At 69.2% G+C, this 17758-nt stretch carries 15 protein-coding genes; 2 read left to right on the top strand and 13 right to left on the bottom strand.

Features of this window, described 5'->3' with window-relative positions:
* Nucleotides 1-68 precede the first annotated feature (68 nt).
* From IE307_RS25345 to IE307_RS25310, 9 genes are all read right to left on the bottom strand, one after another.
* Complete coding sequence (locus IE307_RS25345) at nucleotides 69-2201, bottom strand: terpene synthase family protein (RefSeq protein ID WP_191301859.1); 2133 nt, start codon at nucleotides 2199-2201, stop codon at nucleotides 69-71.
* A gap of 143 nt (nucleotides 2202-2344) precedes the next feature.
* Nucleotides 2345-2893 carry a Uma2 family endonuclease gene (locus tag IE307_RS25340; RefSeq protein WP_191301857.1) on the bottom strand — a complete coding sequence of 183 codons (549 nt, stop codon included), beginning with the start codon at nucleotides 2891-2893 and terminating at the stop codon, nucleotides 2345-2347.
* A 545-nt stretch (nucleotides 2894-3438) separates the two neighbouring features.
* The gene (locus IE307_RS25335; protein ID WP_191301855.1) at nucleotides 3439-6354 is read right to left on the bottom strand and encodes an AfsR/SARP family transcriptional regulator; all 2916 of its coding nucleotides are present in this window, start codon (nucleotides 6352-6354) and stop codon (nucleotides 3439-3441) included.
* Nucleotides 6345-6935 carry a nitroreductase family protein gene (locus IE307_RS25330; RefSeq protein WP_191301853.1) on the bottom strand — a complete coding sequence of 197 codons (591 nt, stop codon included), beginning with the start codon at nucleotides 6933-6935 and terminating at the stop codon, nucleotides 6345-6347. The genes IE307_RS25335 and IE307_RS25330 overlap by 10 nt, the downstream gene beginning before the upstream one ends.
* Before the next feature lie 40 nt (nucleotides 6936-6975).
* Nucleotides 6976-7503, bottom strand: a complete 528-nt coding sequence (locus IE307_RS25325) for a DUF742 domain-containing protein (RefSeq protein WP_229905049.1) — start codon at nucleotides 7501-7503, stop codon at nucleotides 6976-6978.
* The gene (locus IE307_RS25320; RefSeq protein ID WP_191301851.1) at nucleotides 7500-7898 is read right to left on the bottom strand and encodes a roadblock/LC7 domain-containing protein; all 399 of its coding nucleotides are present in this window, start codon (nucleotides 7896-7898) and stop codon (nucleotides 7500-7502) included. Before IE307_RS25320 ends, IE307_RS25325 begins: the two co-directional genes overlap by 4 nt.
* Nucleotides 7895-9985 carry a sensor histidine kinase gene (locus IE307_RS25315; RefSeq protein WP_191301849.1) on the bottom strand — a complete coding sequence of 697 codons (2091 nt, stop codon included), beginning with the start codon at nucleotides 9983-9985 and terminating at the stop codon, nucleotides 7895-7897. Before IE307_RS25315 ends, IE307_RS25320 begins: the two co-directional genes overlap by 4 nt.
* Nucleotides 9985-10095: an MFS transporter small subunit gene (locus IE307_RS47740; protein ID WP_433203837.1), complete on the bottom strand. Its 111-nt coding sequence runs from the start codon at nucleotides 10093-10095 to the stop codon at nucleotides 9985-9987. The genes IE307_RS25315 and IE307_RS47740 overlap by 1 nt, the downstream gene beginning before the upstream one ends.
* On the bottom strand, nucleotides 10092-11546 hold the full coding sequence (locus tag IE307_RS25310) for an OFA family MFS transporter (RefSeq protein WP_191301847.1): 1455 nt from the start codon (nucleotides 11544-11546) through the stop codon (nucleotides 10092-10094). The genes IE307_RS47740 and IE307_RS25310 overlap by 4 nt, the downstream gene beginning before the upstream one ends.
* A 297-nt stretch (nucleotides 11547-11843) precedes the next feature.
* On the opposite strand from IE307_RS25310, the gene IE307_RS25305 reads away from it, so the two are divergent.
* The gene (locus tag IE307_RS25305) at nucleotides 11844-12260 is read left to right on the top strand and encodes a DUF485 domain-containing protein (protein WP_191301845.1); all 417 of its coding nucleotides are present in this window, start codon (nucleotides 11844-11846) and stop codon (nucleotides 12258-12260) included.
* A gap of 3 nt (nucleotides 12261-12263) precedes the next feature.
* Complete coding sequence (locus IE307_RS25300; RefSeq protein ID WP_191301844.1) at nucleotides 12264-13844, top strand: monocarboxylic acid transporter; 1581 nt, start codon at nucleotides 12264-12266, stop codon at nucleotides 13842-13844.
* On the opposite strand, the gene IE307_RS25295 is transcribed toward IE307_RS25300, so the two are convergent.
* The 4 genes from IE307_RS25295 to IE307_RS25280 all read right to left on the bottom strand — a co-directional run bounded on the left by IE307_RS25295 (nucleotide 13845) and on the right by IE307_RS25280 (nucleotide 17663).
* Nucleotides 13845-15038 carry an FAD-dependent monooxygenase gene (locus IE307_RS25295; protein WP_191301842.1) on the bottom strand — a complete coding sequence of 398 codons (1194 nt, stop codon included), beginning with the start codon at nucleotides 15036-15038 and terminating at the stop codon, nucleotides 13845-13847. It abuts the gene before it with no gap.
* A gap of 104 nt (nucleotides 15039-15142) precedes the next feature.
* Entirely contained in the window at nucleotides 15143-15790 is a 648-nt protein-coding gene (locus IE307_RS25290) for a response regulator (protein WP_191301840.1), read from the bottom strand.
* Nucleotides 15787-17175, bottom strand: a complete 1389-nt coding sequence (locus IE307_RS25285) for a sensor histidine kinase (protein ID WP_229905048.1) — start codon at nucleotides 17173-17175, stop codon at nucleotides 15787-15789. Before IE307_RS25285 ends, IE307_RS25290 begins: the two co-directional genes overlap by 4 nt.
* Nucleotides 17175-17663 (bottom strand): phosphatase PAP2 family protein, encoded by a 489-nt coding sequence (locus IE307_RS25280; RefSeq protein ID WP_191301837.1) that lies wholly within the window; start codon nucleotides 17661-17663, stop codon nucleotides 17175-17177. The genes IE307_RS25285 and IE307_RS25280 overlap by 1 nt, the downstream gene beginning before the upstream one ends.
* Nucleotides 17664-17758: the final 95 nt, after the last annotated feature.

The following is a 17758-nucleotide window of genomic DNA, read 5'->3' as shown; positions in this document are numbered from 1 at the left end:
ATGCCCACAAGGTGCCGTCCGGCGCTGACCGTCCGCTGACCATCGGCGGTCAGCGCCTGACAGCGGCTCTAGATCCCGGCTTTCAGCCGGTACGCCGACGTGCCGAGGCCCGAGGGCCCCTGCTGGAACGCCGGGACCGCCCCGGCCTCGTCGTAGCGGTCGGTCTCCTCGTGCCAGTGCACGATCCCGACGATCCAGTCCTTCAGCTCGTCCGCGTACCGGGTCAGGCCGGCCCGCGCGCCGGCGTCCAGGGAGAGGTCCTCGAACATCTTCGGCAGGTCGGTGCCGACGGACTTCACGAACTGGCCGAGCCGGGCGTCCATCAACGCGTAGGTGATCTCGAAGGCGCGTGACTGGGAAACGCCGAGGAAGTTCTCCACCACGCGGACCATGTTGTGGACCTCGCCCTCGTGCTGGATCTCCTTGCGGTACGAGAAGACGTCGTTGAGCATCGTGCAGTAGTCCATGGCCGACCGCTCCATGGTCTGCACGACCCGCGTTCCCCACAGCTGCGCCGGAACGGTCGCGGAGTGCGAGAAGCGCGAGAGCGACGTCGTCAGCTCGGAACCGAAGGTGCTGCGCCGCATCTCCACGTAGTCGACGGGATCGGGGATGCGGTTGAAGTGCATGTTGACCACTTCCCACACCCACGCGTCGAGCATCGCGTCGATGGTCTCCCGGAACGTGGCGCGGAACGCGGGCGTCATGGGCGCCGCGGTCCGCTGCCACAGGTTCGCCAGCGAGAGTTCCATGGCGTTGGCCGGAACCAGGGTCTGCACGAGGTCGAGGGGCATGCAGGACTTGAGGCGGGCCGTCTGCGTCTTCAGCCCGAGCAGGTTGCGGGTCGTGCCGAACCACAGCGGGTAGGCGTCGTCGGCGTAGGTGCCCCAGGTGAGCCAGCAGCCGGACAGGAACAGCTCCTGTTCCGTCGCGTCGGGGTCGATGCCCGCCGAGCACAGCGGGAAGTCGAACCCGCGCACCTTCTGCTCGTCCCAGATGCCCTCGCTCGTCATGCCGTTCTCGACGGCCCACGCGACGACGTCGCCCCTGGCCTGGTCGAGGTGAGGGCTCAGGGTCAGCGTGAACGGCGTCCGGAACTCCGGCAGGGCGTACGGCTCGACGACCTTCGGCGTGCTGGAGAACTGCCTGATCCGCTGCGGCATGGTCTTGGCGTACGAGCCGAGGACGCCGAGCTGCGGTTTCGGGGCCTTGTTCATGTACCGCGACGACCGCAGGTGCCACTCGTGGCCGCCCGCCTGCCAGTCCTGCAGGCCCTTCACGTAACCGAGGACGGCCGCGCGTCCGATGGGGTCGATCGCGTGCTCGTCGAGCAGGATCGGCACCTCGGTGAGCGCGGTGTGCTCGAACTGGTGCAGCCGCGAGGTCAGCAGGTCGTTGACGGCCTCGGCTGCCTGCTGGGTCGGCAGGTCGAGGAACTTCTCGAACACCAGCACGCCGTTGGAGAGCTCGCCCTCGTCCAGCACCTCGCGTTCGTAGGAGAACAGGTCGTTGCGCAGGTGCACGGCGTCGCTGAACGTGTCCCTGAGGACCCCGATGGGCCGCGACGACGCGATGCGCGCGGGCACCTCGAGGCCGACGGCGTGCTCGACCAGGTTCGCGCTCCACGGCGCGCCACCGACCTTGCGCCGCATCTCGATGTACTCGATGGGGTTGGACAGCCTGCCGGAGCTGATGTTGAGCAGTTCCCACATCGACTCGTCGAGCAGGTGCTTCGTGTTGGCGGCGAAGCGTTCGCGCCAGTCGAGCGAGTGGTTTCCGGCCGTGCGGCGCCAGAGGTCCGCGAGGCCCTTCTCGACCGGGTTCTCCGGCGTGGCGGTGATGGCGCCGTTGACCGGCATGAACAACGGCAGCCGGTCCAGGTACGCCTGCGCGCCCTTGACGTCCGGGTCGCGCTTGTAGAGCTCGACGAAGTGGTCGTCGAAGTAGAAGACCCAGACGTACCAGTCGGTGATGAGGTCGAGCGCCTCACCGTCGCAGTCGGGGTGCGTGTACGCGCAGAGCAACGCGTAGTCGTGCGACTCCAGGTCCTCGCCGGTCCAGATGACCGTTCCGTGCTGCGGCACGTCGATCATGTCCATCTCGTGCGCCCAGGCGCGCGTGTGGACGCGGGCGCGTTCGAGGTTCGGGTTCAGCCGGGCCGGGTGGGGCGTGTAGAACTCCGGCAGCTGGAACGGCTGCATGTGCGTTGGACCTCCGCGCGTCGGGCTGGGCGCTTCCCACGCAACAGCCCGGCGCACGAGAACGCCAGATGGTGAAACCATGATCCACACGTGCGTGGACGGGTGTCGCCCGTTCAGCCCAACCGGATCTGTTCGGCGCGTACTCAGCGCACGAGCGACTGGGCGCTCAACTTCACCGCGAACGGGAATTGGAGCTCGATGATCTCCTCACCGTCGGACCGCGCCTGTTCGACGTAGACGCCGTTTTCGAGGTGCAGGCACCGCAACCACGGAGCGTCGTAATCGATCATCCAGTAGTTCTCGCACCCGACTTCCTGGAACTTCGCCCGCTTGAGTTCGAGGTCCACGTGCCGCGTGCGGGGCGACAGGACCTCGACCGCCAGCACCGGCGGCCCGATGAGCGCCTGCCTCGAGAACTGCTCGCGCCGGCCCACCACCAGGTCGGGGATGAAGACCGTGTCGTCGGCGAGCACGACGTCCACCGGAGCCGGGAGGACCTCCAGCTCCGGAGGGCAGGCAGCGGTCAGCGCCACCAGCAGCCGGGCGACGACGCGCTGGTGCACGGGGCGGGGTGAGGGGCTCATGACCAGCACCCCGTCGACGAGTTCGAAACGGTGCCCGTCATCAGGCATCGCCTCCAGGTCCGCCCACGTCAGCGGTCTGCCGTGGGGAAACGTCGGGACACCACCCATGGTGCGTTCCACCCCCGTGTCGAGGCCACTGTCCGCCGGACGGATCCCGGCGATGCCATTAGACAAGACTGGTCCGATTCTCACGACTCGCAAGCCCCTTTTGGCCGACCACGCACCACTGCACGCACACGTCTCCGTCACCGCCGTCCCGCTGGGTGAGCGTCGGCTGGTCCTGCCGTGGACGGCACCACCCGGACGGAGCAGCGAGATGGTTTCAATCGAACAAGTGGCTAATTTCTGATCAATTTTCGGGCGATTTTTGATAACGCGTCCCGCCCCGCCAATTGCCCGCGAATGCGACCCTAACGGAATCTTACGAGCGAGCCAAGCACTCCGTTGGAGCAATAGCTCACGAGTACCTCACACCGCGTTGATCAAAACACGCCGCTCTCATTCTCGTGAATGGGCGTGATGGCGGTGGGGACGGCGTGGGGACGGGCTCGCCCACCCTCGGTGGCGTCACCACCGAGGGGAGCAGGAGATGCGCAGGACGAGGGACAGGGTGGCCCAGTGGGCGGCGTTCGCGTTGCTGGCGGCGGCCGTGATCACCGTGGTGGTGCTGGGGCTTTCGCTCTAGCGAGCGTCTCGCGGACGAAGGCGAGGGTTCGGGGCTGGTGGCCGCGCTCCGCGGCCTCCACCGCCTGCTCCGCGTAGCGGACGGCCGCCTCCCGGTCGCCGAGCTCCAGGTGCGCGGCGGCGAACTGCTGGAACACGCGTTCGTCGCTCCACCAGCGGCGCACCTTCTCGAGCCCCTCGAACCGCTTCAGGTAGCGGATCGACTCGGCCGGGCGGCCGCTCGTCAGGGCGTCGAGCGACAACGACATCAACAGCGTCATCTGCCCGACGTGGTCGCGGACCTCCCTCATCGCCGCCAGCACCGCTTCGTCGTCGGGCAGGTTCGTGTACTCCCGGCACAGCCTCGCGACGTCGCGCGCCAGTGCGCCCGCGGCGGTGAGGTGACCCATCTCGTAGCGCCAGCGGGCGAAGTCGGCCAGGGCGAGCGCCTCACCGCGGCGGTCACCGCACTCCCGGAAGCCCGCGAGCGACCGCTCCATGCAGGACAGGCACTCCTCGTCCTGGAAGGCGTCGAAGTGCGCGTGGGCGATGTTGTTCATGGTCACCGCGAGCTCGCGGACGTCGCCGTGAGCCTCCACCAGCGCGGCCGCTTCCCACATGTGCGCGAGGGCCTGCTCGTTGCGCCCCTGTTCCGCGTGGCTGATGCCGATGTTGTGCAACGCGAGGGCGATTCCGGTGGGCGCGCCGGCCTTGCGCATGAGCGCGAGCCCCTGTTGGAAGTACTCCATCGACTTGTCGTAGTCGCGTCGTTCGCGCGCAATCATGCCGAGAAACCCCAGCGCTGACGCCTCGCCACGCAGATCACCGATCTGCCGCAGGATGACGAGCGCCTCGCGCAGGTGTTCCTCTGCTTTCGGGTTGCCGTCGTCCATGTACGCGGAACCCAAGCCGCGCAACGCCTCCGCCCGGGCCTTCAGGTCACCGAGCGCGTGCGCGGCCGCGAGCGCGACGCTCAGCACCTCGACGCGTTCCCTCCCCGATCCGTGCAACCACAGGTAGGGCGCGAAGTTGCTCGGCAACTGCCAAGCGTGCCGGTAGTGCCCTTCGTAGGCTGCCAGGTAGACGGCAGCCTTGAGGTTGCGCCGTTCCGCCTCCTGCCACACGATCGCCTCCACCGGTGTGGCGAACACCGGTGGATCGACGAGGTCGCGGGTGACCGCGGAGTCGAACCTCGGCCGGCCGGGGGCGATCCTGCGGGCGGAGTTCTCCACGCCGCGCAGGTAGAAGTCGAGGATCCGGGTGATCGCCTCGGTCCTCTCCGCGGGCTCCACGCAGACCTTCGCGTGGTCGGCCAGCAGGTCGTGGAACCGGTAGCGGCCGTTCTCCTTCTGCTGCACCAGGTGCGCGTCCAGCAGGTCGTCCAGCAGCCGCTCGGCCTCCACGCGGGTCGTGCCGATCACCGCCGCCGCCAGGTACGCGTCCCAGTCCTCCCCCGTGTGCAGGCCCAGCAACCGGAACAGGCGCTGCTGGTCGGCGGGGAGTTGCTGGTACGACAACGAGAACGCGCCCGCGACGCTGCGTTCGCCGGCGGTCAGCTCGGTCAGCCGGTGCTCGGTGAGGCGGCGGACCAGGTCCTTCGCGGACCACGCCGGGCGGGTGCGCCAGCGGGCGCCGACGATCCGGACGGCCAGCGGCAGGTATCCGCAGAGGCGGACGATCTCGCGGCAGTCCTCGCCGGTCCTGCGGGCGATGCTCGCGAGCAGGTTCAGCGAGTCCTCTTCGGACAGCACGTCCAACGAGATCGTGCGGGCGGCGTCCAGGTCCACGAGCCTGCGCCTGCTGGTGACGAGCACCAGGCCCGTGCCGGGCAGCAGCGGGCGGACCTGGGCGGCGCTGCCCGCGTTGTCGAGGACCACGAGTGCCTTGCGGTGGGCCATTTCCGCGCGCCAGCGGGCGGCCCGCGCGTCCAGGCCGTCCGGGATGCTCTGCGCGGGCACGCCCAACGCGGTCAGCAACGCCAGCAGCGCGTCGGACGGGGTGCGGGGCTCCACCCCCGCGGTGTAGGAGTGCAGGTCGACGAAGAGCTGTGCGTCCGGGAAGCGGGAGGCCAAGCGGTGGGCCGCGCGGACGGCCAGCGTGGTCTTGCCGATGCCCGCCATGCCGTCGATCGCGGTGATCGCGACGCACCCGGACGGCACGGCGGCGAGGATCTCGTCCAGGTCCCCGGCGCGGCCCGCGAAGTCGGCGATGTCGCCGGGGAGGTCGTTGCGGGCACGGGGTCTGTTGTCGGCCGTGAGCACCTGCCGGTGGGCCTCCTGCAGGTCCTTGCCGGGGTCGAGGCCGAGTTCGCCGGCGAGCCGACCGCGGATGTCGTCGTACGCCCGCAACGCCTCGGTCTGCCGGTCGCAGCGGTGCAGGGCCACGACGAGCTGGGCCCACAGCCGTTCGCGGACCGGGTGCTGCCGGGTGAGCGACCGCAGTTCGGGGACCAGCCGCTCGTGCGCGCCGTCGCGGAGATCGGTCTCGATCCGCGCTTCCAGGGTCGCCAGGTACTTCTCGGTCAGCGCGGGCACGTGGTCGCGTTCCAAGGTGTCGCTGCCGATGTCGGCGAACGGGCGCCCGCGCCACAACGCCAGGGCCTCCCGCGGCCCCAGCAGGTCGAACCGGTGGACGTCGACCTCGTCGGGCCGCACGTCCAGCACGTAGCCGCCGGGCCTGGTCAGCACCAACGACGGCAGCACCTCGCGCAGGCGGCCGACCGCGGTCTGCAGCGCGTTGCGGGTGCCGCCGGCCAGCTCGACCAGCTCGTCGACCGGAACGACCTGGCCGGGCCGCAGCAGCAGCGCGGCGAGCACCACGCGGCGCTTGCCCGGCGGGACGTGGACGTGGCGCCCGTCGAGCACCACCTCCAACGGCCCGAGCAGGCCGAACGACCTCACGTCCACTGACCCCAGTGCACGACCTCGTCGAACGCCTTGCGCTTGCGCCGCAGCGGCGAGGCGCCCTCGGAGATGCCCTCCTCCGCCGGGTGCCCGATCGCGATCATGCCGATCGGCACGTACGCGTCCGGCACGCCGAAGGCCGCGCGCAGCTCCGGCCACGTCTCCTCGTCCGTGCCGAAGAAGACGGCCCCCAGGCCCTCGTCGACGGCGGTCTGCAGGATCAGCAGCGCGGCCATGCCCGTGTCGATGTCCCAGTACGGCACCGGCCAGCGGTCCTCGTCGCCGAGCGAGGTCCAGGCCTTGTCCGGCTGGGAGTAGCGCTCGAGGTAGACGGACTTGGCGGCGAACGGGATGACGACGACGGGCGCCGTCTTCGGATCCTCCCCGGCCCACCACTCGAACATCTCGCGCAGCCGCTGCAGCTGCTCGCCCTGCAGCACGAGGAACCCCTGCCCCTGCGAGAACCCCGCCGACGGACCGCGCACGGCGTTGCGCATGATCCGCTGGACGCTCTCGTCGCTGACCGGCTCGTCGGTGAACTTGCGCACCATCCGCCGGCGACGGACCACGTCTTGGAACTCCACGGCTACCCCCAGTCGTCTCGACTCGACCGTAGCGCAGAGATCAGAGCCGGCGCAGGCCCGCCAGCACGCGTTCGAGCAGCATCCCGTCCGGCCTGTCGCCGCCGTAGGACGACGCAGTGCGGTGCACGTCGATCAGCCCGTGGCCCGCCATGTCGCCGAGCAGCACCTTGGTGACGCCCAGCGGCAGGCCGCGCAGGGCGGCGATCTCCGCCACCGAGCGCGGCTGCAGGCACAGGGCCAGCACGTCCTGGTGCTCCGGGCGCACGGCCGTGGCCGAGAACTCGTTCACCGACACCAGGGTCTCGATCTCCAGGTGCACGTCGGACGTGGTGCGGCCGCCCGTCCACGCGTAGGCGCGCACGATCGACGACGAGTCGTACCCCGACTCCACCGAGGGCAGCGGCGGGACCTCGTCGTAGGGCAGGGTCGCGTACGGGTCCGGCTCCGGCGGCGGTTCCGGTGCGCGCTGGGCCTTCTTCTTGCCGCGCTTGCGGATCCGGTCGCTGTCGAAGCTGAACCCGCTCATCAGGTCACCGAAGTTGACCTGATCGTCCTGCTCCCGGCTCACAGGAGCTCAGCCCGCAGCTCCGGCGTGAGCAGCTGGCCCACCTGCCGCACGACGACGGTCATCTCGTAGGCGATCTGGGCGACGTCGGCCGAGGCCGACGCCAGCACAGCGAGGACGGAGCCGTCGCTGATCGAGGACAGCAGCATCACACCGCGGTCCATCTGCACGACCGTGCGGACGACCGCCTCACCGGCGAAGCACTGCGACGCCGAGTCGGCGAGGGAGACCACGCCGGCCACGATCGCCGCGAACTGCGGCGCGACGTGCGCCGGCAGCTTCGATGACGAGATCAACACCAGACCGTCCGCCGAGATCACCACGGCGTGCTCGATGCCGGGCGTGCGTTCGGCGAAGTTGGTGACCAGCCAGCCGAACTGGTCCACCTGCGTGCTCATCGACTCTCCTGGTTTTCGGGAAGGCCGCGTTGCACACCGCGCTGGAAGGCGTTGAGGAAACCTCTGGCCGACTCCGGCGTCTGGCGTGCGGGTGCGGGGGGAGGCTGCGTGGCGGCGGCCTGCGTCGTCTGCTGGAACCACGATGCCTGCTGCCGTTCGATCGCCTCCCCTCGGAAAGACTCCCAGGACTCTTCCCGCGTTGGTGCCAGTTCGGCCGGAACCAACACGATCGCGCGAGTCCCCTTGCCTTGTTTCGCATCCAGACGTACCACGATCTGGTGGCGCGCGGCGAGCCTGCCGACGACGAAGAGCCCCATTTCGCGGAACACCTGGACGTCCACACCCTCGCCCGCGGCCTCCAGGCGCGCGTTCACGGCCGTGAGCGACTCGGGGTCGATGCCGATGCCGGTGTCGGCCACGTCGATCTGGACGATGCCCCCCGCCTCGATGGACGCGCTGATCGAGACCTGGGTGTGCGGCGGCGAGAACGCCGTCGCGTTGTCGAGGAGCTCGGCCAGCAGGCGGACCAGGTCGCTCGCCACGTACCCGACGACCTCGGCGTTGGGCGCCGTGTGCACCATCACCCGCTGGTACTGCTCGATCTCCGCGGCCGCCGCGCGCAGCACGTCGGTGAGCGGGATCGGCTTGTGGAACCGCCTGGCCACGTCGCCGCCGGAGAGCACCATCAGGTTCTCGTTGTTGCGGCGCATGCGGGTGGCGAGGTGGTCGAGCTTGAAGAGGTTCGCGAGCTGGTCCGGGTCCTCCTCGTACTTCTCGAGCTCCTCCATCAGCTTGAGCTGGCGTTCGACCAGGCTCTGGCTGCGGCGCGAGAGGTTCACGAAGATGTTGCGCATGTTCGCGCGCATGGTGGCCTGCTCGATGACCGACTTCACGGCCTGCTGGTGCACCGTGTCGAACGCGCGCGCCACCTGGCCGAACTCCTCGGTCGTGTCGACCGGGACCGGCTCGATCTCCGTGCTGCCGCGACCGGTCGCGACCATCTCGGGGAGCTTGGTGCGCGCCACGTCGAGCGCGGAGCGGCGCAGGGCGTTGAGCGACCGCAGCAGGTAGCGGCCGACGACGAACCCGATGGTGGCGGCCAGGACGAGGCTCGCGAACAGGATCGCGGACGCGGCACCGGCGGCGTCGCTCGACTCGTCGCGCAGGCGGTCGGCGGTGGAGCGCAGGTCGTCCTGCAGGCCCGTCACCACGGTGCCCATCGACGTGACGACGGCGTCCGTCGCCCTGGTCCAGTCCGCGGCCGCGATCGGCAACGGCGGCTTCGGCCTGTTCGCGCCGGTGCCCGTGGCCGCGGCGTCCGAGGTCGGGTGCAGCACGGCGGCGGCCAGCATCGTGCGCTGGGCCTCGGTGTCCGGGCCGCTGAAGTTCTTGCCGTAGACCTTCATCTGGTCGGGTGTCGCGAGGGCCGCGAACTCGTCCGCGATGTAACCGAGCTTGACGTTCGACTCGACCAGCGCGCGGACCTCGGCGTTGGTGAGCTGGCCCCGGGCGAGCCCTGACAGCACGACGGCCTGCTGGTAGAGCACCTGGTCGCGGACGTGCACCACGTGGTGCAGGCCCATCGCGGTGCGCAGCAGGGCGGCGTCGCCGAACTCGCTGGCCATCACCTCGTCGACGTCGAGCAGCGAGTCGGTGAGCTCGGTGTAGATCTTGATCACCGCGGGGATGTCGTTGCTGCTGCGGTCGCGCAACACCGTCAGGTCGCCGATGCGGTTCTGGACGTCGTAGATGCGGGCGGTCACGACCTCGCTGAGCGAGGACTTGCCGATCTGGTCGCGCAGCACCACGCGGGCGTCGTCGGTGCGCTTGCTCTGCTCGGAGAGGAGCTCCGGGCCGACGCCCTCGGCGACGATCCGCCGTTCCGCCTGCACGCCCTCGATCACGGGGATGAGAGCCGCGCGGACCTTCACGAGCCGTTGCAGTTCCGCGTAGGACTCGGCGCGCTCGATCTGGGAGTTGATGAGCACGACGCCGGCGCCCACCGCGATGGTGACCGGAACGATCAGCACCGCGGCGAGCTTGACCGGCAGGCGCCAGTTGCGCCAGTTGGCGAGCGACTTGAACATCAGACGAAGAGCTTGGCCGCGTTCAGGAAGAGCCGGTAGAGGCCGTAGGCGAGCGGGAGACCCACCCACAGCCACGCACCGATGAGCAACAAACGTTGCTGGGAGCTCACTTCTTCACCACGCCTTCCGCGTCGTCCTTCTCAGCCGACTCTGCGACGTCCGCCGCCTCGGCCTCGTTCCACTTGGCGACCGTGTTCTCGTCGTCCGCCTGGGAGGTGGGCTCACCGGTCTCGTCGGCCGTCTTCGGCTCGTGGAACTTCGGGTCGACCGGCTTGATCAGCTCGTTCGCGACGAAGCCGACGACCAGCAGCGCGATCATGATGTAGAACGACGTGGCGTACAAGTCGGGACCGGTGTGCCCGGCCTTCTTGCCCGCGTCCGCGATGGCGTTGACGATCAGCGGCCCGAGCACGCCCGCCACCGACCACGCGGTCAGCAGGCGGCCGTGGATCGCGCCGACCTGGTAGGTGCCGAACAGGTCGCGCAGGTACGCCGGAACGGTCGCGAAACCCGCGCCGTAGAACGACAGGATCACCATCGCCGCGATCACGAACAGCGGGGTGCTGGTCGAGCCGACGGTCAGCAGCACCAGGTAGAGCAGCGCGCCGACGCCGAGGTAGAGGCGGTAGATGTTCTTGCGGCCCACGACGTCCGAAGTGGACGACCAGACGAACCGGCCCGCCATGTTCGCGGCGGAGAGCAGCGCGACGAAACCGGTGGCGGCGGTCGCGGCGACCGGCGTCGAGGACTCCTTGAAGAAGTCGACCAGCATCGGGGCGGCCTTCTCCAGGATCCCGATGCCCGCGGTGACGTTGAAGCACAGCACGACCCACAGCAGCCAGAACTGCGGCGTCTTGATCGCGTTGTTGGCCGAGACGTTGTGGGTGACGGTGACCTTGTTGGGCTTGGCCTTCAGCAACGCCTCCTTCTCCGCCGTGAACTCACGAGAGGGCAGGCGGATCAGCAGCACGCCGAGGCTCATGAAGACCGCGTAGGCGATGCCGTGCACCAGGAAGGCCTGGCCGATGCCCGACGTGGTGGAGCCGAACGCCGAGAGCATCGAGGTCGACCACGGTGACGCGATGAGCGCGCCGCCGCCGAAGCCCATGATCGCGATGCCGGTCGCCATGCCCGGCCGGTCGGGGAACCACTTGATCAGCGTCGAGACCGGCGAGATGTAGCCGATGCCCAGACCGATGCCGCCGACGAGGCCGTAGCCGAGGACGACGACCCAGTACTGGCCGGCCCACACGCCGAGCGCCGAGATCAGCAGACCGGAGCAGAAGGCGATCGTGGACATCAGCATCGCCCAGCGGGGACCCCTGCGCTCCACCGTCGTGCCGAGCACGGCCGCGGAAAGGCCGAGCATCACGATGCCGAGCTGGAACGGGAGTGCGGACTGCGTTCCCGTGATGCCAAGCGATTTCTCCAGGGGCGTCTTGAAGACGCTCCAGGCGTACGCCTGACCAATGGAGAGATGAATCGCCAGAGCTGCGGGCGGAACGAGCCAGCGGTTCCATCCGGGAGGCGCGACCTGACGTTCGCGCGCTAAGAACCCCACTTTATCCCCAACCGTCACCAATAACGCGGACCGATCGATCCTAGGCCAGGTGCACACGTGCGACAACGGTCTTGACGAAGGCTTCAGGTGTTGCACACCTCGCAACTTCCGCACTCACGCTTGGTACAAGACCCGGTTCAAACCATTTGAGACGAATGAAAAGCCGGTTTTCAGTCCGGTTCCAGTCCGGTCGACCTCCGACATTGGTCCGGTTTCGTCCGGTTCCGGCCGGTCCGCGACGTTGACTGCACACGTGAGAGCGTTAGAGTGAGCGCCGCACACGAGGGGCAGGGGTACATGACCAAGGCGATGAGGTCGCCTGGCGAAGCGCACCACGAGTACCGGGAAACCAGGGGTTTCGCGTCGTTCGACGACCCCGAGGCTTTGTCGTACGTCGATTCCGACGGCAACCCGAACTTCGCGCTGATTCAGCAGACCGATGAATTCCGCGTCTTGCGCCGTCGACTCACGACGTTCATCTTCCCGATGACCGCGCTTTTCCTGGCGTCCTACCTGACCTTCGTACTGCTGTCCGCGTACGCGAAAGACTTCGTCAGCACCAAGGTGATCGGCGTGATCAACCTGGGCATCCTGCTGGGCCTCGGACAGTTTGTGACTTCGATCATCATCACGCTCGGTTATGCCCGTTACGCAAAGCGACGGCTGGACCCGCAGCGCAAATTGCTCGCAGAGATGACGGGCGTCGAGGAGTAAGGCATGCCCACCACCGGCAACCCGGTGCTGAACCTCAGCGTCTTCGCGGTGTTCGTCCTGATCACCCTGTACGTCGTGTACCGGTTCAGCAGCCGGAACACGACGGCGTCGGACTACTACGCCGCCGGCAGCTCGTTCACCGGCGCGCAGAACGGCGTGGCGCTGTCCGGCGACTTCCTGTCCGCCGCGTCGTTCCTCGGCATCTCCGGCGGCATCGCGGCGCACGGCTACGACGGCTTCCTGTACTCGGTCGGCTGGGTCGTCGCGTGGCTCGTCGGCCTCCTGCTGATCGCGGAGGGCCTGCGCAACACCGGCCGCTTCACCGTCGGCGACGTGCTGGCGTTCCGGATGAGGCAGCGCCCCGTCCGCGCGGCCGCGGCGAACGCGACCCTGGTGATCTCGTTCTTCTACATGATCGCGCAGATGGCGGGCGCCGGCGGTCTGATCGCGTTGCTGCTCAACGTGTCCTCGAAGTGGGGCCAGGCGCTGCTGATCGCGCTCGTCGGCATGGTCATGGTGCTCTACGTGCTGCTCGGCGGCATGAAGGGCACGACCTGGGTGCAGATCATCAAGGCCGTCCTGCTGCTGCTCTGCGTGACGATGATGAGCATCTTCCTGCTGGGCAAGTTCGGCTTCAGCCTGTCGGCGATCATGCAGCAGGCCACCGAGAACAACAAGCTCGGCGAGGCCGTGCTGGACCCCGGCGCGAAGTACGGCTTCAGCGCGATGTCCAAACTGGACTTCGTCTCCCTGGCGCTGTCGCTGGTGCTGGGCATCGCGTCGCTGCCGCACGTGCTGATGCGCTTCTACACCGTGCCCAACGCCTCCGAGGCCCGTCGCTCCGTCGTGTGGGCGACGTGGACGATGGTCATCTTCTACCTGTGCACGCTGGTGATCGGCTTCGGCGCGATGGCACTGGTCGGCACCGACAAGATCGCCGCCGCACCCGGTGGCGAGAACTCCGCCGCACCGCTGCTCGCGTTCGAGATCGGGGGCGCGGTGCTGCTCGGCATCGTGTCCGCCGTCGCGTTCGCCACGATCCTCGCGGTCGTCGCGGGCCTCACGCTGGCGGCCTCCGCCTCGTTCGCCCACGACGTCTACGCGAACGTGATCAAGCGCGGCAACGCCGAACCGCGCCGGGAGATCCGGGTGGCGCGGCTGACCGCCGTCGTCGTCGGCATCCTGTCGATCATCGGCGGCATCGCGGCGAACGGGCAGAACGTCGCGTTCCTCGTGTCGCTGGCGCTGGCGCTGGCCGCCTCGGCGAACCTGTCGACGATCCTCTACACGATCTTCTGGCGGCGCTTCAACACCACCGGCACGCTGTGGAGCATCTACGGCGGCCTGGGCTCCTGCCTGGTGCTGATCATCTTCTCGCCGGTGATGTCGGGCGCCAGGACGTCGATCTTCCCGGACGTCGACTTCGCGTGGTTCCCGCTCGGCAACCCCGGGCTCGTGTCGATCCCGTTCTCGTTCCTGTGCGGGTTCCTGGCGACGATCTTCTCGAAGCGCGAGCCGGAGATGGACGCCAAGGCGGCGGAGATGGAGGTCCGGGCGATCTCGGGCATCGGCGCCCGCACCTGATCACGCCCTGGAGTCCGGCAGCCCGTCGTAGTCCGGCAGGTCGACACCGTTCAGCGCGCGGTCGACCAGCGCCATGAACGCGTCCATGTCGGGCTCCGGCCCCGGCTCGGAGTCCGGATCGGGAACGGCGAGGCTCGCCACGTGCATCCGGCCGATCTCCTGGCTCGCCTCGACCATCGGGCGCAGGCGAGCCTCGTACCCCGCGAAGCCCTTCCCGGGGTCCCACCCGGCGGCGGCCAGCTCTCCGGCGAGGACGTAGGCACCGACCAGGGCCAGTCCGGTGCCCTGACCGGACATGGGCGACGGGCTGAACGCCGCGTCACCGATCAGCCCGACCCGGCCGTCCGACCAGCGGTCCATGACGACCTGGGCGACCTGGTCGAGGTAGAAGTCCGGGGCGTCGTCCACGTGGGCGAGGATCCGGGGCGCGAGCCAGCGCAGGCCCGCGGCCCGTTCGCGGAGCAGGCGCTTCTGGCCTTCGACGTCGCGGTGGTCGACGTCGAACCCGGCGGCGGGGAACGAGAACATCGCCATTGCCTTCGTGGCGTCCTTGAGGGGCCGCAGACCCGCGGAACGGCCTGTCGCGCCGTCCTTGTGGTCGATCATCCAGCGGTCGATGCCGAACTCGTTGGGCACGGTGAAGAAGGCCAGCACGAGCCCGAGGTGGTGCAGGTACCTTTCGCGCGGCCCGAACACCGCCGCGCGCAGGGAGGAGTGCAGCCCGTCGGCCCCGATGACCAGGTCGAAGCGCCTGCTGCCACCGCTCGCGAAGGTCACGTCGACGCCGTCGGCGTCCTGGGTGAGCTCGGCGATCCGGTCGCCGAACACGTACTCGACCTCGTCGCGGGTGTCGTCGTGGAGCACCTGGGACAGGTCCCCGCGCAGGATCTCGATGTCCGCGATGTACCCGTCGCCGCCGTCGTCCTCGGCGTTGAAGGTCTCCAGCACGGTCCCTTCGGCGTCCACGCCGTGCGCGCCGGCGGTGTCGGTGCAGGCCGCGCGCACCTCCGCGTCCAGTCCCATCCGCCGGATGACCTCCTTGGTCACCCCTCGCGCGTCCACGGCCTGGCCTCCCGGCCGCAGCCCCGGCGCCCGTTCCACGACGGTCACCTCGGCTCCCCGCCTGTGCAACCAGTGGGCCAGCGCGGGTCCCGCGATGCTCGCCCCTGCCACCAACACCCTGACACCGCTCACCGCGGCCTCCGATCGCCCGTCCGAGGAAGGTCCGAAGTGTACGGAGATCTGGACCAGGTGCGACCGTTTTCGCTTGTACGGCAGCACATACCGGCACGATTCGGTCAGGCCGGGATGATCCCCGACTCGTGGGCGATGATCGCGGCCTGCACGCGGTTGCGGACGCCCAGCTGGCGGAAGATCGTGCTGACGTAGACCTTCACGGTCCCCTCGACGACGTGCAGGCGTGCCGCGATCTCGGCGTTGGACAGGCCGGCACCGACGAGGCCGAGCACCTCGCGCTCCCGTGCCGTGAGGACCTCGATCCGTTGCGTCGCAAGCGGACGCGGGTGGGAGCGGGAGAGCTGGTCGACGACCCGCTTGGCCACCAGCGGGGACAGGAACGCGCCACCGCCCGCGACCGCGCGGACGCCGGAGATGATCTCCTGCGGGTCACCGGTCTTCAGCACGAACCCGGCCGCGCCCTCCCCCAGCGCCCGGCTGATGTACGCGTCGTCCGCGAACGTCGTGAGCACCAGCGTCTTCGTGCCCGGATGGCACTCGCGGATCACCTTGGCCGCGTCCAGGCCGTCGAACACGGGCATGCGGATGTCGAGCACGGCCACGTCGGGCCGGTGCCGGGCGACGAGGTCGATCGCCTCGCTGCCGTTGCACGCCTCCGCGACCACCTCGACGTCCCCGGCGGTCGCGAGCACGGCCTTCACGCCGAACCTGACCACCGGCTCGTCGTCCGCGAGCACGACCCTGATCAACCGCTCCTCCTGGCGAGCCACTGCTTGGACACGAGCCGATCATCCCGGAAGCACAGCTGGTGCAGGTCGTGGCGGTCGCCGTCGAACGGGTTGGCGTGCGTGCTGTAGTAGCGGCATTCGGTGCCGGGCGGCGCGGTGACGCCGAGAGGGTTGTCGACGCGGGTGCGCAGCGGCAGGTCCAGGGCCTCCTCGTGCTGCCCGATCTCCGCCCGTTCGAACTGCTGCGGCGTCAGAACGGACGTCACCGCGTCGAACACCATGTAGCCCGGCACGCCGATCGCGATCCCCGCGCACACCACGGACGTGATCAGGACCGTGCGCCGGGCGCTCTTGCGAAGCTCCTCCTCGGTGCGTTCGCGGCGGACGTGCGTGGGCGTGGTCCGGGCCCGCGGGCGTTCCGGGAGCTTCGCCCTGACCTCGAACCCGCCGTCGTCGCTCGGCGCGGCCTCGAACCAGCCGCCGACGAGCGCGACGCGTTCGGCGAGACCCACCAGGCCCTTGCCGCTGCCGACCGCCTGCGCTCGGGGCGCGGGGCCGTTCGTGATCCGCAGTTCGAGGTTCGCGGTGAGCGTGACGGTGACCTTCGCGCCGGGCGCGTGCTTGATGACGTTCGTCAGCGCCTCGGCGGTCACCCGGTGCACGGTCCTCGCGATGATGCCGTCGATCGCCGTCCCGCGGTTGTTGACGAGGTCGACGTCGAGCCCGCTCCTGGCGACGACCTCCTCGATCGTCGCGACGGGTTCGTCCTCGTCGGCCCGCAGCACCTGCATGACGTCGGCGAGCCGTTCGGCGGCGGCCGTGACGCTGGCTCGCGCGGTCTTGGCGGCCTCGCGTTGTTGTGCGGTGAGGGTCGGTTCCAGTTCCAGCGCGCCGACGAGGAGTGCGGCACGGGCGAGCTCGTGGCCCACCAGGTCGTGCATCTCGCCCGCGAGCCTGGCCCGTTCGGCGCCGCGGGCGTTGTCGACGCTGCGCTCCAGCAGGGCCGCGTGCTCCCAGCCGACCTCGCGCAGTTCGGCGAACCGGCGGCGGAACCGCCCGAACGCCCACGGCACCACGCCGAGCACGCCGACCCCGGAGGTGACGGCGAGCGCGGTGTCCGAACCACCGCGCTCGGTCAGGGAGACGACGACACCGGCGATCTCGGCGACGGTCAGCGCGATCGCCGTCGGCCTCGGGTCCGCGGCGTGCCGTCCGGCGAGGAAGCTGAGCAGTGCCAGGGCGGGAGCGAGCGCCACCACCCTGACGTCGAACTCGACGGTGACGAGGTAGCAGACGATCCACGCCGCGAGCCCGGTCCCGAGGGCGACCGCCGGCCGCCTGCGCACGAACGCGAACGCCACGACGAACAGGACCAGGTAGAGCAGAACCTCCCACACAGCGCTCATCATCGCAGTCGCTGCATCACCACGGTCGGTGCGTCCGTCTCCTCGCGCTTCACCGGCATCTTCTTCTTCAACAGCAACGCGATCCCCCACGACACCAGCGCGCCGAGCGCCAGCCCGGCCATGACGTCGTGTACATAATGGACACCCACGACGACGCGCGAGGCCGCCGCCGCGATCGCGCACACGGCGGCGATCCAGCCGTAGGTGCGGTGCAGTGCCCAGATCGCCATCGCCGACGCGCCCGCGATCGTGGAGTGGTTGCTGGGGAACGACCAGTCACCGGGCGCCGGGCACTCCGCGATCGACGGCGCCGTGCGGCACGGCCGTTCCTCCTGCACGACCAGCTTGACGACCTCGCTGACCGCGTAGGCCACCACCACACCGGCTCCGGCGAGGAACGCACGCAGCCTGTGCTGGAACCACAACAACAAGAACATCAACGCGAACACGCCGAGCAAAGCGTCGGTGCCCACAGTCAGCCAAGTCACCCAGCCGAAACTACGAAAGTTCCAGTTCGCGCACCCCTGCCGTTCGGAACCGGCTTTCCCTTACTTTCGACAAGGGTGCGGGCTCGCGAACCCGT

The organism is Lentzea cavernae, from assembly GCF_014653695.1.
GTDB classification, from domain to species: domain Bacteria; phylum Actinomycetota; class Actinomycetes; order Mycobacteriales; family Pseudonocardiaceae; genus Lentzea; species Lentzea cavernae.
The sequence above is the reverse complement of the archived record's forward strand: the minus strand, read 5'-3'. Positions and strand labels throughout refer to the sequence as shown.

Coding starts and splice junctions, on each gene's coding strand:
- IE307_RS25345 (WP_191301859.1), bottom strand. CDS start 2,201: ATGCAGCCGTTCCAGCTGCCGGAGTTCTACACGCCCCACCCGGCCCGG.
- IE307_RS25340 (WP_191301857.1), bottom strand. CDS start 2,893: ATGGGTGGTGTCCCGACGTTTCCCCACGGCAGACCGCTGACGTGGGCG.
- IE307_RS25320 (WP_191301851.1), bottom strand. CDS start 7,898: ATGAGCACGCAGGTGGACCAGTTCGGCTGGCTGGTCACCAACTTCGCC.
- IE307_RS25315 (WP_191301849.1), bottom strand. CDS start 9,985: ATGTTCAAGTCGCTCGCCAACTGGCGCAACTGGCGCCTGCCGGTCAAG.
- IE307_RS25305 (WP_191301845.1), top strand. CDS start 11,844: ATGACCAAGGCGATGAGGTCGCCTGGCGAAGCGCACCACGAGTACCGG.
- IE307_RS25300 (WP_191301844.1), top strand. CDS start 12,264: ATGCCCACCACCGGCAACCCGGTGCTGAACCTCAGCGTCTTCGCGGTG.
- IE307_RS25285 (WP_229905048.1), bottom strand. CDS start 17,175: ATGAGCGCTGTGTGGGAGGTTCTGCTCTACCTGGTCCTGTTCGTCGTG.